This window comes from Devosia sp. 63-57 (assembly GCF_001899045.1).
Taxonomy (GTDB): Bacteria; Pseudomonadota; Alphaproteobacteria; order Rhizobiales; family Devosiaceae; genus Devosia; species Devosia equisanguinis.
Map to the genome: position 1 here is coordinate 605,762 of NZ_MKUY01000004.1, position 16,845 is coordinate 622,606.

Below are 16,845 nucleotides of genomic sequence, written 5' to 3' on the forward strand. Positions count from 1 at the left end.
AGACACATTGGGAGGACTTCATGTTTCATCTGCCTAAGATGGCGGCTGCCGCCGTCATTGCGTCTGCCTTGATGGTTTCGACCGCCAGCGCCCAGACGGTGCTGCGCTCGTCCGATACCCATCCCGATGGCTATCCGACCGTCGAAGCCGTCAAGAAATTCGGTGAGTTGCTCTCGGACAAGACCGGCGGGCGCTATTCGGTCGAAGTGTTCCACTCCGCTCAGCTGGGCGGCGAGGCTGACACCATCGAGCAGACGCAGTTCGGCGTCATCGATCTCAACCGCATCTCCATCGGCGCCTTCGGCACCCAGGTGCCGGAAGCCACGGTCACGCAGCTGCCTTACATCTTCCGCTCGGCCGATCACTTCCACAATGTGCTCGACGGTCCGATCGGCGCGGAAATCCTGGCGGCCTTCGATGCGGTGGATGTGGTGGCGCTGGCCTTTTATGATGGCGGTGCGCGCTCGTTCTACAACAGCTCCAAGCCGATCACCGCGCCTGAAGACATGGCGGGCATGAAGTTCCGCGTCATGCAGTCCGACATTTTCGTCGACATGGTCGGCGCGCTGGGCGGCAATGCCACGCCCATGCCCTATGGCGAAGTCTATTCGGGCATCCAGACCGGCGTCATCGACGGCGCCGAGAACAATTATCCCAGCTACGACACTGCCGGCCACGCCGAAGTCGCCAAATTCTATTCGCTCGACGAGCACCTGATGGTGCCTGAAGTGCTGGTGGTCTCCAAGGTCGTCTGGGATGGCCTTTCTGCCGAAGACCAGGCGGCCATGCGCGAAGCCGCCCAGGAATCGGTGCCGCATCAGCGTGAGCTCTGGGCGGCCAAGGAAGTGGAATCCAAGGCCAAGGTCGAAGCGCTTGGTGCCACGATCAACACCGTCGACAAGCAGCCCTTCATCGATGCGATGAAGCCGGTCTACGACAAGTATGTCACTGACCCCAAGCTGCAGGACCTGGTTGCCCGCATCCAGGCCACCGAAGGCTGATTGATCGTTCCGGGCCGGCTTCGGTCGGCTCGGCTTCACCGCGGGGATGAACCGATGAAAAGCGGACTTCTTGCCGTCAGCCGCGTGCTGAACGTGCTCTCAAATCTTGCACTCTGGCTGTCGGGCATCGGGCTTGTCGCCATGACCGTCATTGTCGCCTACCAGGTCTATATGCGCTTCGTCGTCAATGCGTCCCCGTCCTGGACGGAAGGCGGGGCGATCATGATCATGAGCTGGTTCATTTTCCTGGGCGCCGCTGTCGGGGTGCGCGAAAAGTTCCATATGGGATTTGACGTGCTGCTTTACGCCTTGCCGGCAGCTGCCAAGCCCTGGCTGCGCAGCATCAGCGACATTGCCATCTTCGCTTTCGGTTTCGGCATGGTCTGGTTCGGTAGCGAACTGGCCATTCGGGGTGCCAGCGTCCGCATTCCGGTGATCGGTTTGCCGCAGACCTTTACCTATTTGCCCATCATCGTTTCCGGCGTGCTGATCTGCCTTTTCGTGCTCGAGCGCATGGCCCTGCGGCTGGCGGGAGAGCCGGTCGACGCTGACATCATCGAACCAACCGTGACTGAGGCCTGATCGCCATGGAATACTGGGTTCTCTTCGGCGTTTTCGGCCTGCTCATGGTGGTGGGTACGCCCATCGCATTCTGCCTCGGCATCGCCAGTTTCGCCACCATCGTCTATATCGGCCGGCCGCCGGTCGTGGTGTTCCAGCAGCTCAATTCCGGCGTCGGGGCCTTCACGCTGCTAGCCATTCCCTTCTTCATCTTCGCCGGCGACCTGATGATGCGTGGCGGCATCGCGGCGCGGATCATTGCTTTTGCCGGCTCGATCATCGGCCATGTGCGCGGCGGATTGGGGCAGGTCAACGTTCTGGCTTCGACGCTGTTCGGCGGCATTTCCGGCTCGGCTGTCGCCGAAGCGGCGGCGGTTGGCGGGATCATGATTCCGCAGATGAAGGCGCGCGGCTATGGCGCCGACTATGCGGTCAATGTCACCTCGATGTCGGCACTGATCGCGCTGCTACTGCCCCCCAGCCACAATATGATCATTTATTCGCTGTCCGGGGGCGGACGCATCTCGATTGCCGATCTCTTCACCGCCGGCGTCATTCCCGGGCTGCTGCTGGCGGTCGCCCTGATGATTACCGCCTATGTGGTGGCGCGCAAGCGTGGCTATCCGACGGAGCCCTTTCCGGGCTTCGCGCGCGCGTTCCAGTATTTCCTGGTCTCCATTCCTGGCCTGCTGCTCATAGTCATCATCTTCGGCGGGGTGCGTTCGGGTATTTTCACTGCCACGGAAAGCTCCTGCATCGCGGTAATCTACGCCTTCCTGGTCACGCTCCTGGTCTATCGCTCGATGAGCTGGTCCAATTTCGTGCATTGTGTCACCGGCGCCGTGCGGACCACTGCCATGGTGTTGTTCATCATCGGCGCTGCTGCCTCGTTCGGCTGGCTGATGGCCTATCTGCGCGTAGCGCCCATTCTCACCGAATTCGTCGGCCAGCTTACCAGTGATCCGCTGATGGTCCTGCTGCTGATCAATGTGCTCTTGCTGTTGTTGGGCACCTTCATGGATATGGGGCCGCTGATCATCATCACCACCCCGATCTTCCTGCCCATGGTCACGGCTTTCGGCGTGGACCCGGTGCATTTCGGCGTCATCATGATCCTCAATCTGGGTATCGGTCTCAATACGCCGCCGCTCGGGCCGGTGCAGTTCGTCGCCGCCGCCGTCGGCAAGATCTCGATCTGGACGGCGATGAAAAGCGTCTGGCCATTCTATGGTGCCGGGCTGGTGGTGCTGGCCATGGTGACCTATATCCCGGCGCTCTCCCTGTGGCTCCCGAGCCTGTTCCGGTGATCGTCATGTCTGTGATCGAAGCAACGCCGCCTCCGGCGCGCAAACCCAAACTGGCTGAAATGGTGGTCGAGGCGCTGCGCAAGCGCATCGGCACCGGCGAGGTGGGGCCCGGGGAAAAACTGCCGACCGAAAGCCAGCTCACCCAGCATTTCGGCGTCAGTCGCACGGTGGTGCGCGAGGCCATCGCGGCGCTTGCCGCCGATGGGCTGGTGCAGTCGCGCCAGGGCGCCGGTGTGTTCGTGATGTCGGGCCCAACATCGGCCTTTTCGAGCATTGGCGGGGAACGCTCGAACAAGATCTCGGTGGCGCTCAACGTGCTCGAAGTGCGCATGGGCATCGAGATCGAATCCGCGGGGCTGGCGGCGCAGCGGCGCAGCGCCGGCCAGGAGGCGGCAATCCTTGAGGCGTGGAATGAGTTCGGCCGCCTGCTGGCCATCGGCAACCCGACCGGCAAGACCGACTTTGCCTTTCACCGGGCGATTGCCGCGGCCACCAACAATCCCTTCTATATCGAGGTGCTCGATGCCCTGGGCAGTCGCACCATTCCCTGCGACGTCGCCTCGCCCTGGGGCACGGAAAGCGTCTTGACCTATGACTACCAGGCGGGGCTGCACGAAGAGCACCGCCGCATTCTCAACGCCATCTCCACGCGCGATGCCGAGGGCGCGCGCGAGGCCATGCGAGAGCATCTCTCGCGCAGCCAAGACCGCTATCGCGCCCGGCTGGCCGAGCAAAGCTCATCACTTCAGGACCTGTCATGACCACAGAATTCGATATTCGCTTCGCCATCGATCCCATCACCGCCGCCGGGTTGGGCACCGATGAACTGCGCGAAAACTTTCTCATCGACGATCTGTTCGTGGCCGGACAGCTGCGCTGGACCTATAGCCATTACGACCGCATGGCGGTGGGGGGCGCGGTACCCGCAGGTACGCCGCTGGCACTGGACACCATCAAGCCCACCGGCACCGCCAATTTCCTCGACCGGCGCGAGTTGATCGCGGTCAATATCGGTGCCGCCGGCCAGGTCCATGTCGACGGTGTCGAGCATGCGGTCGGACCCCGCGACATGCTCTATGTCGGCATGGGCGCGAAAGACGTGCGTTTCGGTGGGGAGGGTGCAAAATACTATCTGCTCAGCGCGCCGGCCCATGCCAGCTACCCCACAACGCTATTGCAGCAGTCCGGCGCCAAGCGGCTCGATCTCGGCAGTCAGGAAACCGCCAATCAGCGTTCGATCTATCAATATGTGAATGCCGACAGCGTGAGAACCTGCCAGTTGGTGGTGGGGCTCACCCAGTTCGCACCGGGCTCGGTCTGGAACACCATGCCGGCGCATGTGCATGACCGGCGCATGGAGGCCTATCTCTATTTCGATCTCAAGCCCGACGCCTTCGTGGTGCATCTGATGGGCGAGCCGACCGAAAGCCGCCACCTGATCGTGCGCAACGAGCAGGCCATCCTCTCCCCGCCATGGTCGATCCATTGCGGTGCAGGCACCGGCGCCTATACCTTCATCTGGGCCATGGCCGGCGACAATGTCGATTACACCGATGTCGACAAGGTGGCCATGGAGGACCTGCTCTGATGGACCTGTCCGCCTTCGGCCTTGCGGGCAGGACCATTCTGGTCACCGGCGCCAATACCGGCATCGGGCAGGGCATTGCGCTTTCCATCGGTCGGGCCGGGGGTAAGGTGATCGGCGTCGGGCGCTCGGATATGGGCGAAACGGCGGCGCTGATGGCCGAGCAGGGCGCCGATTTCGTCGCCATACGGGCGGACCTGGGATCGGTTCGCGACGCCCAGGCGATGTTTGATACGGCCTGGGCCGAGCATGGTCCGATCGATGGTCTCGTCAACAATGCCGGCATCATCAAGCGCGTGGATGCGGTCGACTTCACCGAGGACGATTGGGACGCGGTGATGGATATCAACCTCAAGACCATGTTCTTCCTCTGCCAGGCGCTGGGGCGCAAGGCACTGGCCGAGGGGCGGAAGGCGCGGATCGTCAACATTGCCTCGATGCTGAGTTTTCAGGGCGGCATCAGGGTGGCGAGCTACACTGCCTCCAAAAGTGGCGTGCTGGGTATTACCCGTCTGCTCGCCAATGAATGGGCGGCGCGCGGCATCAATGTGAACGCCATCGCTCCCGGCTATATCGAGACCAACAATACCGAGGCGCTGCGCAACGACCCCGATCGGTCTGCCGCCATTCTCGGGCGTATTCCTGTGGGACGCTGGGGCGTGCCGTCGGATATCGGCGATGCCGCCGTATTCCTTCTCGCGCCCGCTTCCAACTACATGCATGGCGCCGTCATCCCTGTCGATGGCGGCTGGCTCGCAAGGTGATCTGATGACTGAACAGAAATTCTTCGCCCAACCCAACCAGACCGAATGGACCGAGCTGGCGCCCGGCAATATGCGGCGGGTGCTGATCCATACGCCGGAACTGATGCAGGTCGAGTTCGGCTTCGAAAAGGGCGCCGTCGGCGCGCTGCACAGTCACCCGCATATCCAGGTCAGTTATGTAGCCGAGGGCAGTTTCGAGGTGACCATCGACGGGGTGACTGAAGTGGTCGGCGAAGGCGGCAGCTTCATCGTGCCGTCAGGCCTGGTGCATGGCGTGGTGGCCCTGGAAAAGGGGCGGCTGGTAGATGTGTTTACGCCGCACCGGGCGGATTTTCTTTAGCCAAGTGCATTGAGCATGCGCGCATAGGCGGTCTCATGCTTGCCGCTCCAGTTGTCCATGCCGGGGCGGGTAAGTAGGCCGCGGCGGGGCGGGATGAAGCTGTAGATGCGCCGCACCGGGTCTTCGCGCCAGGTGAGGTTGAATGCGGCATAGCGGGGAAAGAACTCCATGTCCGAATAGGGCAGGTGGTCATGCACCCACCAGGCAAGGGCTTCCCAGTCGCCGGTCGTCTCGTAATAGGGGATGAAGCGGTTGACCACGATGCATGCCGTGGCGCCCATGCGACCCTCGGCGTCGCGATGATCCCAGATATGGCCCGCATAGTTCTTTTCATTGCTCCCACAATTGAGCCCATTGGCATTACCGAAACCGTTGACCTCCGTTGAGCGATAGGCCGAGCGGATCGAGATCCGGCCGAAATGCTGTTGCAGTGGCTCCAGCAGGTCCTCGCAGAGCTTGGTGCCCGCAGCTATGGCAAGGTCGGGATCGTCGGGCAGGTTGGCAAAGCCATTGATCACGGCGATCTCGGAATAGAGAAAGTCGCGCATGAAGAAGCTGTCGCTCAGCCGGACGCGGCCGAATTCTTCGAGCGTGCGGACACTGGCGGGCTGACGCATGGGGCTTGTTTCCAATGGGAACGACAGGCACATGCTGCTATCGGGACGCGCGGCCCACAACCCGATTTTCGCGCCGCACGGAAAATGACCATGCTGCTGATTGCCTTCTACATCGCCATTGCCGCCGAAGCGATGACCGCAGCCCTGGCCGCCGGGCGCCGCAATATGGACTGGTTCGGCGTCTGCCTCATCGCCTGCGTCACCGCCCTGGGCGGAGGCACCTTGCGCGATATCCTGCTCGATCACTATCCGCTGGTCTGGGTCAAGAACCCCTATGTGCTGCTGCTGGTCTGCGGCGCGGCGCTGGCCACCATTCCGCTGGCGCGGCTGGTGGATCGGCTCAAATGGCCGTTCCTGCTGCTCGATGCGCTGGGCCTCGTGGTTTTCACCGTCATCGGCTGCAATATCGGCATCGAAGCGGGTGTGCATCCGATCATCGTCATTGTCGCCGGCATGGTGACCGGAACCGCCGGCGGCATCCTGCGCGACGTGCTGTGCAATGATATTCCGCTGATCTTCCAGGGCGAGCTTTACGCCACCGTATCGATGATCACCGGCATCGTCTATTTCGCCGGGCTCGGAGCCGGCGTGCCCATCGATCTCATGGTCATCGGCTCGATCATCCTCGGCTTTACCCTGCGTACCCTCGCCATCGCCTTCAAATGGGAAATGCCGAAATTCGTCTATGACCGGGGCATGCGCAAGTAAGCGCATGAGCCGGGTGCGGCATCAATGAGGCTTCCGACGCAGCGCCGATTGTGGCATTGAACTTCCATACAAGAATGGAGTTTCCAGGTGCGACAGACGTGGCGGTGGTTTGGCCCCAAGGACCTTACCAGCATCGATGACATCACCCAGGCGGGTGCGGCTGGAGTCGTGAGTGCCTTGCATCATGTGCCCAATGGTGTGGTGTGGACCGCTGAGGAAATCGCCAGGCGGCACCGTGACATCCAGACCCGTAAGGATGGCTCGCCCTCCGGGCTGACCTGGGACGTGGTGGAAAGCCTGCCCGTCACCGAGGACATGAAGAAGCAGAAGGGCAATTGGCGCGAGCATATCGAGAACTACAAGATCTCGATGCGCAACCTGGCGGCCAGCGGCATCGAGACCATATGCTACAATTTCATGCCGGTGCTCGACTGGACACGGACCGATCTGCGCTGGACCGTGCCCAATGGCGGCTCCTGCATGCGCTTCGACATAAACGACTTCGCCGCGTTCGACATCCATATTCTCAAGCGACCGGGCGCGCCGGCCGACTATACCAATGCCATCGCCGATGAAGCGGCGCGGCGCGTGGCGGAGATGACCGAGGACGAGAAAAGGCAACTCGCTCGCAACGTCACAATGGGTCTTCCGGGCTCGACCGAGTCGATGACGCTGGACGATGTGCAGGCCCATCTCGACGAATATGGCGCCATCAGCCGCGAGCAGCTGCAGGCCCATTTTGTCGATTTTCTCGAGCAGGTGGTGCCCACGGCCGAAGAGCTGGGCCTTCGCCTCTGCTGCCACCCGGACGATCCGCCATTCGCTTTGCTGGGCCTGCCGCGCATCATGTCCACCGAGGCGGACTACAAGTACATTCTCGACGCGGTCGACAGTCCTGCCAGCGGCATGACCTTCTGCACCGGCTCGCTGGGTGCGCGGCCGGACAACGACCTGCCGGGGATCGTACAGCGCTTCGGCCCGAAAATTCACTTCCTGCATCTGCGCAATGTCAAACGCGACAGCGACGATATCGCCGGCTCGTTCTACGAGGCGGAGCATCTGGGTGGCGATACCGACATGGTTGCGGTCATCGCGGCTGTCATTGCCGAGGAGCGCCGCAGGAAGGCCGAGGGTCGCGCCGACTGGCAGATCCCCATGCGGCCCGACCATGGCCAGGACATCCTCGATGATCTCGGCCGCCGCTCGCAGCCCGGCTACCCGACCATCGGCCGCATGAAGGGCCTCGCCGAATTGCGTGGGGTGATGACGGCGCTGGAGCACCACGACTTCGGTCTGGGGCGATAAAACAGCTCGGGGTTAGGTCGGTTCAGTCTCGACCGCCGGCTTGAGGCAGGGGCATTGCCTTTGGGTTCGAGCGCGCTGCACACCCCACCCAGCCTCCCCCGTCAGGGGGGAGGAGCCGCATCGCGTTTGGCGCGAGATTTTGCCCAAAGCACTGGTTCTTCTCCCTCCCGGCCTGCGGGGAGGGCCGGGGTGGGGGATGAGAGCTTGTGGCCAAATGCAATCGGGCTTCCCGTGCCGTGCACTGAGGGAGGGTAGCGGAAAAGGCCCGAGACGTCGGCGCCTTTCGCGCCAAGCGCTAAAGCAGACGACCGCATACCTCCACCACTGACGCTATTTTTCGGAGGCTGGAACTTCGGCAATGGCGGCGCGTTTTATGAGCAGGTTTATTCATGGAGTTTCCCATGCTGTACTATGCTCTGGTCTTCCTTGTGATCGCGCTTATTGCCGGTGTTCTTGGCTTCGGTGGTATTGCGGGCGCCTCGGCAGGAATTGCGCAGATTCTGTTCTTCCTGTTCCTGGCTTTCCTGGTCATTTCTCTGGTCATCGGCCTCTTCCGCCGGACCTGAGTTTTCTAACCCTCTTCCCCTCCCGACCTCCTCCTGACGACACTTAGGCGGCCCCAGTGGCCGCCTTTTTTCATGGGCTCGGCAACAGGTCGGCGGTGCGTCCGGTCCAGTGATAGACAACAAGTCCGATCCACTCCTTCATCGCTACGGTGGTGACGCTGAGATTGTTGACCGGGTTGGAAATGTCGAAGCCGAAGCCTTCACGCCCGGAGCTGCGATAATCAGTCGGCCAGGCGATGAGATCGAGCCCCTGCTTGCGAAATAGGCCCATCGAGCGCGGCATGTGGAAGGCCGAGGTGACGAGAATGGCCGGCCCATCGACGGTGGCGAGATAGTCGCGGGTGAAGGCGCTGTTCTCGTCGGTGTTGCGCGAGGCCTCTTCCAGCACCAGCCGTTCCGGCGCGATGCCCTGCTGGATGAAGAAGCGCTGCATGGTGGTGGCTTCGGCCTCGGTGGTGTCATCGAGAAGTCCGGCGCCCCCGCTCAGCACCAGGCTCGCCTCGGGATAGAACCGTGCGAGCCATAGCGCGGTGGTCAGCCGGTCCCCGGCCTCATTGAGTTCACTTGTCTGTCGGGCTGTGCTGGGGCGGGCAAGTGTGGCGCCACCCAGGACGATGATGGTGGCGACATTTTCCGGCATGGTCGCCGGCACCGAAAACCTGGCTTCGAGCGGCTGGATGATCACATAGCCGAAGCTGGTAAAGCTGGTGAGCGTGTGCACCAGCGCCGTCGGCACGAGCAGGGCGATCGCGAGCTTGCGGCGGCCGACAAAGAGCAGGACGATGGCGCAGGCCAACAGCACGAGAACAATGCTCAGCGGCTGCGCTAGCAGCCAGAAAACCTTCGACAGAACAAAAAACACTGGAATTCCATGTCTAAAATGGTGGCGTGATCGACGCCGGGTGATTTGACGCTTGCACTCTGGCCAGCATCTGCTTTTCTACCAAACGGTCAAGATTGCCAGCCTAGCAATTAGGCAATCGCAAGTCAGGAAGGCGCCCGCGTCCCGGGCCAGGTGAGCATGAAGCAAGCTGAACCCGCTGTGGCGGGGGCGATGCCAGTCGTCGAACTGCGCGATCTGCATAAGTCGTTCGGTACCCTGGAGGTGCTCAAGGGCATATCGTTCACGGCGCGCGAAGGGCAGGTGGTATCGCTGATCGGGTCCTCTGGATCGGGGAAATCGACCCTGCTGCGCTGCATCAACATGCTGGAAATTCCCGATAGCGGCGATGTGCTGATCGATGGCGAGGCGATCCGCCTCAAAGGCGAGGGCCAGCACCGTCAGATCGGCGACGAAGGCCAGATCCGCCGCATCCGCTCCGAACTGGGCATGGTGTTCCAGTCGTTCAATCTCTGGGCCCATATGACAGTGCTCGAGAACGTCATGGAAGCCCCGCTGGTGGTGCAGAAGCGCGATCGTGCCGAAGTGGAGGCCGAAGCCCGCGCCATGCTCGACAAGGTGGGGATCGGCGCCAAGGCCGATGCTTATCCCGCGCAATTGTCCGGCGGCCAGCAGCAGCGCGCCGCCATTGCGCGGGCGCTGTGCATCAATCCGCGCGTTATGCTGTTCGACGAACCCACCTCCGCCCTCGATCCGGAGCTCGAAGTCGAGGTGCTGCGGGTGATCAAGCTGCTCGCCGACGAGGGCCGCACCATGGTCTTGGTGACCCATGACATGGACTTTGCGCGCACCGTTTCCGATCGCGTCATCTTCCTCCATCTCGGGCTGATCGAGGAAGAGGGCACGCCGGACGAAGTGTTCGGCGCCACCCGCTCGGCCCGCCTCAAGCAATTTCTCAATGCCGCCAACCACGAATGACGGCAGGCGAAACCAGACCCGGACAGCCGGGCACCAAACGAACCAGTCAGCACGGAGAAAACCTATGAAGAAACTTGTCCTCGCCGCCGTTGCGGCACTCGCGCTGGGAACCCCGGCAATGGCGCAGGAAGCCGTGCGCATCGCCACCGAAGGCGCCTATGCGCCTTGGAACTTCCTCGACGATAGCGGCGCGCCGGCCGGCTTCGAAATCGATCTCGGCAATGCCATCTGCGAAAAGGCGGCACTGAGCTGCGAGTGGATCATCAATGATTGGGATTCCATCATCCCGAACCTGCTGGCCGGCAATTACGACCTGATCATGGCAGGCATGTCGATCACCGAGGAGCGCCTGGCCACCATCGATTTCACCCAGAATTATTTCCCGCCCGATCCGTCCAAGTTCGTCGCCGCCCCCGGCTCGACCCTGGATTTCGCCAATCTTTCCGGCGCCCGTATCGGCGTGCAGGGTGGCACCATCCAGGCCGCCTATGCCGAAGCCAACCTGGCCAGCGGCAATACGGTGGTCAGCTTCACCACCGCCGACCAGAACATGGCTGACCTGATGGCCGGCAATGTCGACACCATCCTGGCCGATGGCGCCTATCTCGAGCCGGTGGTCGCGGCGTCCAATGGCGCCATCGAATTCGTGGGCGAGGATATCCTGATCGGTGGCGGCGTCGGCGCCGGCCTGCGCAAGGACGATGCCGACCTCAAGACCAAGATCGACGATGCCCTGACCGCGCTCAAGGCCGATGGCACTGTCGACACACTGATCGCCAAGTGGTTCGACGGCAAGGGCCCGTACTTCGCCGAGTAATCGGCACTAGTCCTGGCGGCTCCATTGCCCTCTCCCCTTAAAGGGGAGGGGGCATAGCCTCAAAATACGAGACAGCATGCTCGACGACATCGCCTTCTGGGTCAGCTACCTGACAAACGGCAAGCACCTGACCTGGTACGCCAGTTTTCAGTTCACCATTTTCGCTGCCTTGATGGGCGGGACGCTGGCGGTGATCTTCGGGCTGATTGGCGCCACCCTGAAAAGTTCGCGCCACCTGCCGCTCCGGATGATCGGCAGCTTTTATTCGGCCATCGTGCGCGGCGTGCCCGATGTGCTGTTCTTCCTGTTCTTTCCCCTGGCCTTCGAGCAGGCGGTGGAATGGATCGTGGCGACCCAGGTGTGTACGCCCGAAACCATTGCCGCCCAGACAGCGCCCTGGCCGCCCTGTCGGGAGGCCAACTGGTTTCTCGGCACCAGCGAATATCTGATGCTGGCCAGCGTGTCGCTTGGCCTGGTCTATGGCGCCTTCGCCACCAATGTCATCCACGGCGCCATGCGCTCGGTGCCTGCCGGGCAGCTCGAAGCCGCGCGCGCCTATGGCATGAGCGCGCGCCAGGTATTGTGGCGCATCCATATCCGCCAGATGTGGGTCTATGCGCTGCCGGGCCTCTCCAATGTGTGGATGCTGATCGTCAAGGCGACCTCGCTTTTGTCGCTCCTGCAGATCGCCGATATCGTGCTCTGGGCCGACCGTCTGGGCGCGCCGAACTTCCTGCCGGCCGTGGGGCTGGTGCATGACGATTGGCGCTGGCGCTATTATCTCGTGCTCTTCGTCTTCTACATCCTCGTCACCTGGCTGTCGGAGCGGGCTTTCGACGCGCTCATGCGACGAACCGGCCGCGGCATTCTCAGCGAGGCGCGCGGCTGATGCAGGGATTTTTCGACGATCTCGCCGTCATGGCGCCGGCAGTGCTGTTCAATATCTACTTCGCCGCTGCCTCGATCCCGATCGGCTTTGTCATGGCCATCTTCCTGGCGCTCGGCAAGGGTTCGAGCAATCCGCTGATCAACCGGCTGTCGCGCGGCTATATCTATGCGTTCCGCGGGTCGCCCCTCTTCATCCAGTTCTTCATGTTCTATTCCCTGGCGCTGTCGCTCAATATGAGCGTGTGGCGGCCGCTGGGGATTTCAGGCTTCGTGCTGCATCCGCTGTTCATGGGGCCGCTGGTTCTGGTGCTGAATACGGCGGCCTATACCGCCGAGATTTTCTACGGGGCGCTGAGGGCCGTGCCGCGCGGTGCGGTGGAGGCGGCGCGGGCCTATGGCATGAGCCGCAGCCAGCAGTTCCGCCGTGTCATCTGGCCCAATCTTATCCGCCTGGCCTGGCCGGCCTATACCAATGAAGTGGTCTTCCTGTTCCACGCCACCGCCATCGTCTATTTCGCCCTGCCGGTGGTGGGGGCGCAGAAGGACCTGATGATCACGGCCAAGGGTCTGTTCGAGCGCGACTTCAATGCCTTCCTGCATTTTTCGGTGGCGGCGCTCTACTTCCTCGCCGTGTCGCTGGTGATCTTCTTCATCTTCGGGCGCATCTATTCCCATCTCATGCGGCATCTGCCGCAGCCGCCGCGCATGCGTTTCATGCCGCGCTGGTTGCGCTGACCGCCTTCTTCCGAGAGCAAAAGCAATGTTCATTGTCGCCGATCTCTGCGTGGTTCCGATGGGTGTCAGGCCCTCGGTGTCGCGTTACATTCGGGAAGTGCGCGAGATCATCGAGCGCTCGGGCCTCAGCCATCACATGCACGCCAATGGTACCAATATCGAAGGCGAGATGGCGCAGGTTTCGGCGGTGGTCGAAGCCTGTTGCCAGAAGCTGCGGGAGATGGGGGTGGAGCGGGTGTTCTGCACCATGCATTTCTCCACCCGCAGCGATAAGCCCCAGACCATGGCCGACAAGCTGGCCAGCCTAGCGTGAGTATAGCGAAATGAGTTTTCAGCAGCACACAGTGACCCTTGCCGGCGACAGTCCCGGTCAGACCACGGTGCTCTATTGGTATAGCGCCGGTCCCGAGAATGCGCCGACCAAGGTGCATTTGCAGGCGGCGCTGCATGCCGACGAGCAGCCGGGCACCATGGCGCTGCATCATCTGTTGCCACGCCTGCGCGATGCCGATGCGCAGGGCAGGCTCAAGGCGCGCTTTGCGATCTTCCCCTCGGTCAATCCGCTGGGCCTGTCGACACGGGTGCTGCGCCGCCATATCGGGCGCTATGATCTCGAAACCGGTGTCAATTTCAATCGCCGCTGGCCTGATCTTTATCCGCTGGTCGCCAAGGCGGTGGAGGGGCGCTTCACCCAGGATGGGGCGGCCAATATGGCCCTGTTGCGCCGCGCCGTGGGAAACTGGATTGCCGAACAGCGCCCCGTCACGGCCAACCAGACGCTGCGGCTCAAAGTGCTGCAATCGGCGCATGACGCCGATATCGTGCTCGATCTGCATTGCGACGATCTCAGCCTCAAGCACATTTTCACCTCGCCCGAGCTGATGCCAGGGCTGCAGGATCTGGCGGATCGCATGGGCGTCGCCGCGACCCTGACTGCCGAGGATAGCGGCGGCGGTTCGTTCGACGAGGTATTGCCCGCGCTCTATCGCAAGGCGCAGGCCGCCAATCCCGGTGTGCCCATTCCCATGGCTGCCGAGACGGCGACGCTGGAATATCGGGGGCAGGCCGATGTCAGCGATGCGCTAGGGATCGAGGATGCCAATGGGCTGTTCGATTTCTTTGCCGGGCGCGGGCTGATCGACGCCGCCGTTGCGCCTGCAAAGCCAGCGCCGTCGCCGACCCCTTTCGAGGCCACAGAAATTCTGCGCGCGCCCAGCGCCGGGCTACTCGCCTATCAGGTGGAATTGGGCGAAAGCGTGAGGGCGGGTCAGGTGGTGGCCGAGCTGATTGCCATGGATGGTCCCGAATCTTTCATGGCCCGCCAGCCGATCCGATCCGGCACGGATGGCATCATTCTGTCCCGCGCCAGCGCCAAATATGTCGTGGGCGGCGCATCTATCGCCAAGATTGTCGGCACGACAATCCTGCCGGCTCGCGCCGGCGGCTATCTGCTGGAAGACTGAGGTTTCTGGCCGTCGGTGAACAACCAAAAGCGCAAAAAATACGCCGACCGTCATTCTGCCTGGGAGCGGGTTTGACGGTCGGCGCGGGGGACGGCGGGTGACTTAGGCGGCGTTGCGCGAGCCTTCGTCGAAGAACAGGGCCTGGCTGATCAGAGCCTTGACCATTTCGGGGTTGAACGGCTTGGTCACGAGGAAGGTGGGCTCGGGACGTTCGCCGGTCAGCAGCCGCTCGGGGAAGGCGGTGATGAAGATCACCGGCACCGAGTGGGTGTTGAGAATATCGTTGACTGCATCGATGCCCGAGCTGCCATCGGCGAGCTGGATATCGGCAAGGATCATGCGCGGGCTGGTCTGATTGAACAGGTTCACCGCTTCCTTGTGGGTGCGGGCGATGCTGACCACGGTATGGCCGAGGCTTTCCACCATCTGCTCGATATCCATGGCGATCAGCGGCTCGTCCTCGATGATCATGATTTCCGTCGCCACCTGCCGCGAAATTTCGGTCGAGGCTTCGGACAGCAGCTGGCCGAATTCGGATTCCGACACACCAAGCACTTCAGCAGCCTGGGAGTGGCTGAAGCCTTCGACGGCGACAAGCAGGAAGGCCTGACGCGTGCGGGGCGCGAGATTTGAGAGATTGTTGGCGGCGCGCTGCTCCCAGGCGAAACTGGAGGTCGGTTCGGGAACGCGAACGGCAGAGGAGGAAAAGAGAGTGGAGAAAAGTCGATAAAGGGCAATACGGTCGGAAGAGGCTTCCGGGAACAAGGAAATATCGGCGATCAGGGCTTCGAGCGTCGCGGCGACATAAGCGTCTCCCGATGTCTGCGATCCGGTGACTGCCCGAGAAAAACGCCGCAGATAAGGCAGATGCGGAGCGATCCGCATGGACAAAGACATAGACGAAACTCCCAATGACGCTTTGTGATCGTGATTCACGAGACCGTAAAACGGAGAGCTGCGATAAAAGTTCCGAAAGGGTGGGAACTTTTTTTGAGCTCCCGCATTTCGTCATCCAATGGGCATTCAACGGACTGATCGGTCATTGCAGGTATGACAAAAGACAATAGTGCGCTTCAGCAACGTGTGCAGTCGCAGGCGGGGCGGGATGAGGACGGGCTCGGGCCGCATTCCGATATCGGGTCGCGGCTGCGCGCGCTTTACGGCGCCGTTCAGGACGAGGGGGTTCCGGACGACCTGCTCGACCTGCTTGAGCGTCTGGACAGTGCCGAGCAGGCGCAGAAGTCCAAGACGGGCAAACATCAGGACGGAGAGTAAGCCGGTATGAGCGCCGAAACTCCCTCCTTCAAACGCGAAATGCTGGCGACCTTGCCCAGCCTGCGTGCCTTTGCGGTGTCGCTGACCGGCAAGCACGACAAGGCCGATGACCTCGTTCAGGATACGGTCATGAAAGCCTGGGCCAAGCAGTCCAGCTTCGAGATGGGCACCAATATCAAGGCCTGGCTCTTCACCATCCTGCGTAACGAATTCTATAGCCAGATGCGCAAGCGCGGTCGCGAAGTGCAGGATTCCGATGGGGTTTTCACCGAACGCCTGTCGGTGCATCCGTCGCAATACGGCTCCATGGATCTGGAAGATTTCAAGAAGGCGCTGTCGCAGTTGCCCGATGACCAGCGCGAAGCGGTGATCCTTATCGGCGCCTCCGGCTTCTCTTATGAAGAAGCTGCCGAAATCTGCGATTGCGCTGTCGGTACCATGAAGAGCCGCGTCAGCCGGGCCCGCTCGCGCCTGGCGGAGATGCTGAAGATCTCGGGCGAATCCGACTATGGCCCCGATGCCGTGTCAGCCCAGGTGACATCGGGCAACCACTCGTTCTGATCCCTCCTGATCGGCCCGGCCAAAATGGCTGGGCCGATTGTCTATGGAGTATCGGGTGGCAAGAACATTGCGCTGACCGCGTCAGCCAGGCTTTCTTCCGGAATGGGTTTGGGGAGAATGGGCACGGAATCGAGACCGGCAATGCCCGAATGCGCGCGCAAATCCGTAGTGGTGCCGATGAGCGGCGTCTTGGCGTCGCGCAGGGCGCGCGCAAAGTCGATGGTGTCAGGCCGGTCGAGCGCGATTTCCACGACGGCCAGGTCGAACGCGGTCTCACTACGCAACAGCGCCTTGGCTTCGCGGATGCCGGGCACGATGGTGGCGTCAGTAAATCCATAGGCTTCGAGAATGGTCTGGATATGCAGGCCGACGAGGTATTCACCCTCGACGATCAATGCACTGCGTCCTTCGGACAAATCGAGATCTCCCATCATGAGCGCCACTAGGTGGGCTCAAGTGGGGAAATTGTCATTTAACTTTGACATGTGGAACGCGCAGGGATGTGCTGCGTTGGTAGCATATCCTCAAGCCCC

The 16,845-nt window shown here is 61.9% G+C and carries 22 protein-coding genes; 18 read left to right on the forward strand and 4 right to left on the reverse strand.

Annotated elements, in window-relative coordinates:
* Positions 1-20: 20 nt before the first annotated feature.
* Genes BGO80_RS08040 through BGO80_RS08070 form a run of 7 tightly spaced genes read left to right on the forward strand, consistent with a single transcriptional unit; the run spans position 21 to position 5,558 of the window.
* Positions 21-1,001 carry a TRAP transporter substrate-binding protein gene (locus tag BGO80_RS08040; RefSeq protein ID WP_126151038.1) on the forward strand — a complete coding sequence of 327 codons (981 nt, stop codon included), beginning with the start codon at positions 21-23 and terminating at the stop codon, positions 999-1,001.
* A gap of 54 nt (positions 1,002-1,055) precedes the next feature.
* Complete coding sequence (locus tag BGO80_RS08045; protein ID WP_126151037.1) at positions 1,056-1,583, forward strand: TRAP transporter small permease; 528 nt, start codon at positions 1,056-1,058, stop codon at positions 1,581-1,583.
* 5 nt (positions 1,584-1,588) lie between these two features.
* Positions 1,589-2,869 carry a TRAP transporter large permease gene (locus BGO80_RS08050; protein ID WP_286720703.1) on the forward strand — a complete coding sequence of 427 codons (1,281 nt, stop codon included), beginning with the start codon at positions 1,589-1,591 and terminating at the stop codon, positions 2,867-2,869.
* A gap of 5 nt (positions 2,870-2,874) precedes the next feature.
* A complete protein-coding gene (locus BGO80_RS08055; protein ID WP_286720705.1) occupies positions 2,875-3,630 on the forward strand; it encodes a FadR/GntR family transcriptional regulator in 756 nt (251 codons plus the stop codon).
* Positions 3,627-4,457, forward strand: coding sequence for a 5-dehydro-4-deoxy-D-glucuronate isomerase (gene kduI / locus BGO80_RS08060; RefSeq protein WP_286720707.1), 831 nt, complete (start codon positions 3,627-3,629; stop codon positions 4,455-4,457). The genes BGO80_RS08055 and kduI overlap by 4 nt, the downstream gene beginning before the upstream one ends.
* On the forward strand, positions 4,457-5,218 hold the full coding sequence (gene kduD, locus BGO80_RS08065) for a 2-dehydro-3-deoxy-D-gluconate 5-dehydrogenase KduD (RefSeq protein WP_286720709.1): 762 nt from the start codon (positions 4,457-4,459) through the stop codon (positions 5,216-5,218). The genes kduI and kduD overlap by 1 nt, the downstream gene beginning before the upstream one ends.
* Before the next feature lie 4 nt (positions 5,219-5,222).
* Positions 5,223-5,558 carry a cupin domain-containing protein gene (locus tag BGO80_RS08070; RefSeq protein WP_286720711.1) on the forward strand — a complete coding sequence of 112 codons (336 nt, stop codon included), beginning with the start codon at positions 5,223-5,225 and terminating at the stop codon, positions 5,556-5,558.
* Here BGO80_RS08070 and BGO80_RS08075 read toward each other — a convergent pair.
* Positions 5,555-6,175, reverse strand: a complete 621-nt coding sequence (locus tag BGO80_RS08075; RefSeq protein WP_286720712.1) for a hypothetical protein — start codon at positions 6,173-6,175, stop codon at positions 5,555-5,557. The two genes, BGO80_RS08070 and BGO80_RS08075, sit on opposite strands and share 4 nt — an antisense overlap.
* A gap of 90 nt (positions 6,176-6,265) precedes the next feature.
* On the opposite strand from BGO80_RS08075, the gene BGO80_RS08080 reads away from it, so the two are divergent.
* The 3 genes from BGO80_RS08080 to BGO80_RS08090 all read left to right on the forward strand — a co-directional run bounded on the left by BGO80_RS08080 (position 6,266) and on the right by BGO80_RS08090 (position 8,754).
* Positions 6,266-6,883 (forward strand): trimeric intracellular cation channel family protein, encoded by a 618-nt coding sequence (locus tag BGO80_RS08080; RefSeq protein ID WP_353744201.1) that lies wholly within the window; start codon positions 6,266-6,268, stop codon positions 6,881-6,883.
* An 87-nt stretch (positions 6,884-6,970) separates the two neighbouring features.
* Positions 6,971-8,188: a mannonate dehydratase gene (uxuA, locus tag BGO80_RS08085; RefSeq protein ID WP_286720714.1), complete on the forward strand. Its 1,218-nt coding sequence runs from the start codon at positions 6,971-6,973 to the stop codon at positions 8,186-8,188.
* A gap of 401 nt (positions 8,189-8,589) precedes the next feature.
* Positions 8,590-8,754: a DUF1328 domain-containing protein gene (locus BGO80_RS08090; protein ID WP_046142315.1), complete on the forward strand. Its 165-nt coding sequence runs from the start codon at positions 8,590-8,592 to the stop codon at positions 8,752-8,754.
* Between the two features lie 70 nt (positions 8,755-8,824).
* On the opposite strand, the gene BGO80_RS08095 is transcribed toward BGO80_RS08090, so the two are convergent.
* Positions 8,825-9,616: a YdcF family protein gene (locus tag BGO80_RS08095; protein ID WP_286720715.1), complete on the reverse strand. Its 792-nt coding sequence runs from the start codon at positions 9,614-9,616 to the stop codon at positions 8,825-8,827.
* Positions 9,617-9,775: 159 nt separating this feature from the next.
* Between BGO80_RS08095 and BGO80_RS08100 the strand changes: the two genes are divergently transcribed.
* From BGO80_RS08100 to BGO80_RS08125, 6 genes are all read left to right on the forward strand, one after another.
* The gene (locus tag BGO80_RS08100) at positions 9,776-10,573 is read left to right on the forward strand and encodes an ABC transporter ATP-binding protein (protein ID WP_286720716.1); all 798 of its coding nucleotides are present in this window, start codon (positions 9,776-9,778) and stop codon (positions 10,571-10,573) included.
* Between the two features lie 64 nt (positions 10,574-10,637).
* A complete protein-coding gene (locus BGO80_RS08105; protein WP_286720717.1) occupies positions 10,638-11,390 on the forward strand; it encodes a transporter substrate-binding domain-containing protein in 753 nt (250 codons plus the stop codon).
* Between the two features lie 76 nt (positions 11,391-11,466).
* Entirely contained in the window at positions 11,467-12,279 is an 813-nt protein-coding gene (locus BGO80_RS08110; protein WP_126151025.1) for an ABC transporter permease subunit, read from the forward strand.
* A complete protein-coding gene (locus BGO80_RS08115; RefSeq protein WP_286720718.1) occupies positions 12,279-13,013 on the forward strand; it encodes an ABC transporter permease in 735 nt (244 codons plus the stop codon). Before BGO80_RS08110 ends, BGO80_RS08115 begins: the two co-directional genes overlap by 1 nt.
* Before the next feature lie 25 nt (positions 13,014-13,038).
* Entirely contained in the window at positions 13,039-13,326 is a 288-nt protein-coding gene (locus BGO80_RS08120; RefSeq protein ID WP_286720719.1) for an MTH1187 family thiamine-binding protein, read from the forward strand.
* A 10-nt stretch (positions 13,327-13,336) separates the two neighbouring features.
* Positions 13,337-14,476 carry a succinylglutamate desuccinylase/aspartoacylase family protein gene (locus tag BGO80_RS08125; RefSeq protein ID WP_286720720.1) on the forward strand — a complete coding sequence of 380 codons (1,140 nt, stop codon included), beginning with the start codon at positions 13,337-13,339 and terminating at the stop codon, positions 14,474-14,476.
* A 102-nt stretch (positions 14,477-14,578) separates the two neighbouring features.
* Here BGO80_RS08125 and BGO80_RS08130 read toward each other — a convergent pair whose 3' ends face one another.
* On the reverse strand, positions 14,579-15,373 hold the full coding sequence (locus BGO80_RS08130; protein WP_126151021.1) for a response regulator: 795 nt from the start codon (positions 15,371-15,373) through the stop codon (positions 14,579-14,581).
* A gap of 153 nt (positions 15,374-15,526) precedes the next feature.
* Here BGO80_RS08130 and BGO80_RS08135 point away from each other — a divergent pair, with 153 nt between their 5' ends.
* Together BGO80_RS08135 and BGO80_RS08140 are read left to right on the forward strand one after the other, a co-directional pair.
* Entirely contained in the window at positions 15,527-15,751 is a 225-nt protein-coding gene (locus tag BGO80_RS08135; RefSeq protein WP_126151020.1) for a NepR family anti-sigma factor, read from the forward strand.
* A gap of 6 nt (positions 15,752-15,757) precedes the next feature.
* Positions 15,758-16,312 (forward strand): RNA polymerase sigma factor, encoded by a 555-nt coding sequence (locus BGO80_RS08140; protein WP_126151019.1) that lies wholly within the window; start codon positions 15,758-15,760, stop codon positions 16,310-16,312.
* A 41-nt stretch (positions 16,313-16,353) separates the two neighbouring features.
* On the opposite strand, the gene BGO80_RS08145 is transcribed toward BGO80_RS08140, so the two are convergent.
* Positions 16,354-16,728 carry a response regulator gene (locus BGO80_RS08145; RefSeq protein ID WP_286720722.1) on the reverse strand — a complete coding sequence of 125 codons (375 nt, stop codon included), beginning with the start codon at positions 16,726-16,728 and terminating at the stop codon, positions 16,354-16,356.
* Positions 16,729-16,845: the final 117 nt, after the last annotated feature.

Bases quoted from the DNA above. Each gene is read 5' to 3' on its own strand.
- BGO80_RS08110 (WP_126151025.1), top strand. From the start codon at position 11,467: ATGCTCGACGACATCGCCTTCTGGGTCAGCTACCTGACAAACGGCAAG.
- BGO80_RS08040 (WP_126151038.1), top strand. From the start codon at position 21: ATGTTTCATCTGCCTAAGATGGCGGCTGCCGCCGTCATTGCGTCTGCC.
- BGO80_RS08080 (WP_353744201.1), top strand. From the start codon at position 6,266: ATGCTGCTGATTGCCTTCTACATCGCCATTGCCGCCGAAGCGATGACC.
- BGO80_RS08050 (WP_286720703.1), top strand. From the start codon at position 1,589: ATGGAATACTGGGTTCTCTTCGGCGTTTTCGGCCTGCTCATGGTGGTG.
- BGO80_RS08090 (WP_046142315.1), top strand. From the start codon at position 8,590: ATGCTGTACTATGCTCTGGTCTTCCTTGTGATCGCGCTTATTGCCGGT.
- BGO80_RS08075 (WP_286720712.1), bottom strand. From the start codon at position 6,175: ATGCGTCAGCCCGCCAGTGTCCGCACGCTCGAAGAATTCGGCCGCGTC.
- BGO80_RS08070 (WP_286720711.1), top strand. From the start codon at position 5,223: ATGACTGAACAGAAATTCTTCGCCCAACCCAACCAGACCGAATGGACC.
- BGO80_RS08055 (WP_286720705.1), top strand. From the start codon at position 2,875: ATGTCTGTGATCGAAGCAACGCCGCCTCCGGCGCGCAAACCCAAACTG.
- BGO80_RS08130 (WP_126151021.1), bottom strand. From the start codon at position 15,373: ATGTCTTTGTCCATGCGGATCGCTCCGCATCTGCCTTATCTGCGGCGT.
- BGO80_RS08105 (WP_286720717.1), top strand. From the start codon at position 10,638: ATGAAGAAACTTGTCCTCGCCGCCGTTGCGGCACTCGCGCTGGGAACC.
- BGO80_RS08120 (WP_286720719.1), top strand. From the start codon at position 13,039: ATGTTCATTGTCGCCGATCTCTGCGTGGTTCCGATGGGTGTCAGGCCC.
- BGO80_RS08140 (WP_126151019.1), top strand. From the start codon at position 15,758: ATGAGCGCCGAAACTCCCTCCTTCAAACGCGAAATGCTGGCGACCTTG.
- BGO80_RS08115 (WP_286720718.1), top strand. From the start codon at position 12,279: ATGCAGGGATTTTTCGACGATCTCGCCGTCATGGCGCCGGCAGTGCTG.
- BGO80_RS08100 (WP_286720716.1), top strand. From the start codon at position 9,776: ATGAAGCAAGCTGAACCCGCTGTGGCGGGGGCGATGCCAGTCGTCGAA.
- kduI (WP_286720707.1), top strand. From the start codon at position 3,627: ATGACCACAGAATTCGATATTCGCTTCGCCATCGATCCCATCACCGCC.
- BGO80_RS08135 (WP_126151020.1), top strand. From the start codon at position 15,527: ATGACAAAAGACAATAGTGCGCTTCAGCAACGTGTGCAGTCGCAGGCG.
- BGO80_RS08045 (WP_126151037.1), top strand. From the start codon at position 1,056: ATGAAAAGCGGACTTCTTGCCGTCAGCCGCGTGCTGAACGTGCTCTCA.
- BGO80_RS08125 (WP_286720720.1), top strand. From the start codon at position 13,337: ATGAGTTTTCAGCAGCACACAGTGACCCTTGCCGGCGACAGTCCCGGT.
- kduD (WP_286720709.1), top strand. From the start codon at position 4,457: ATGGACCTGTCCGCCTTCGGCCTTGCGGGCAGGACCATTCTGGTCACC.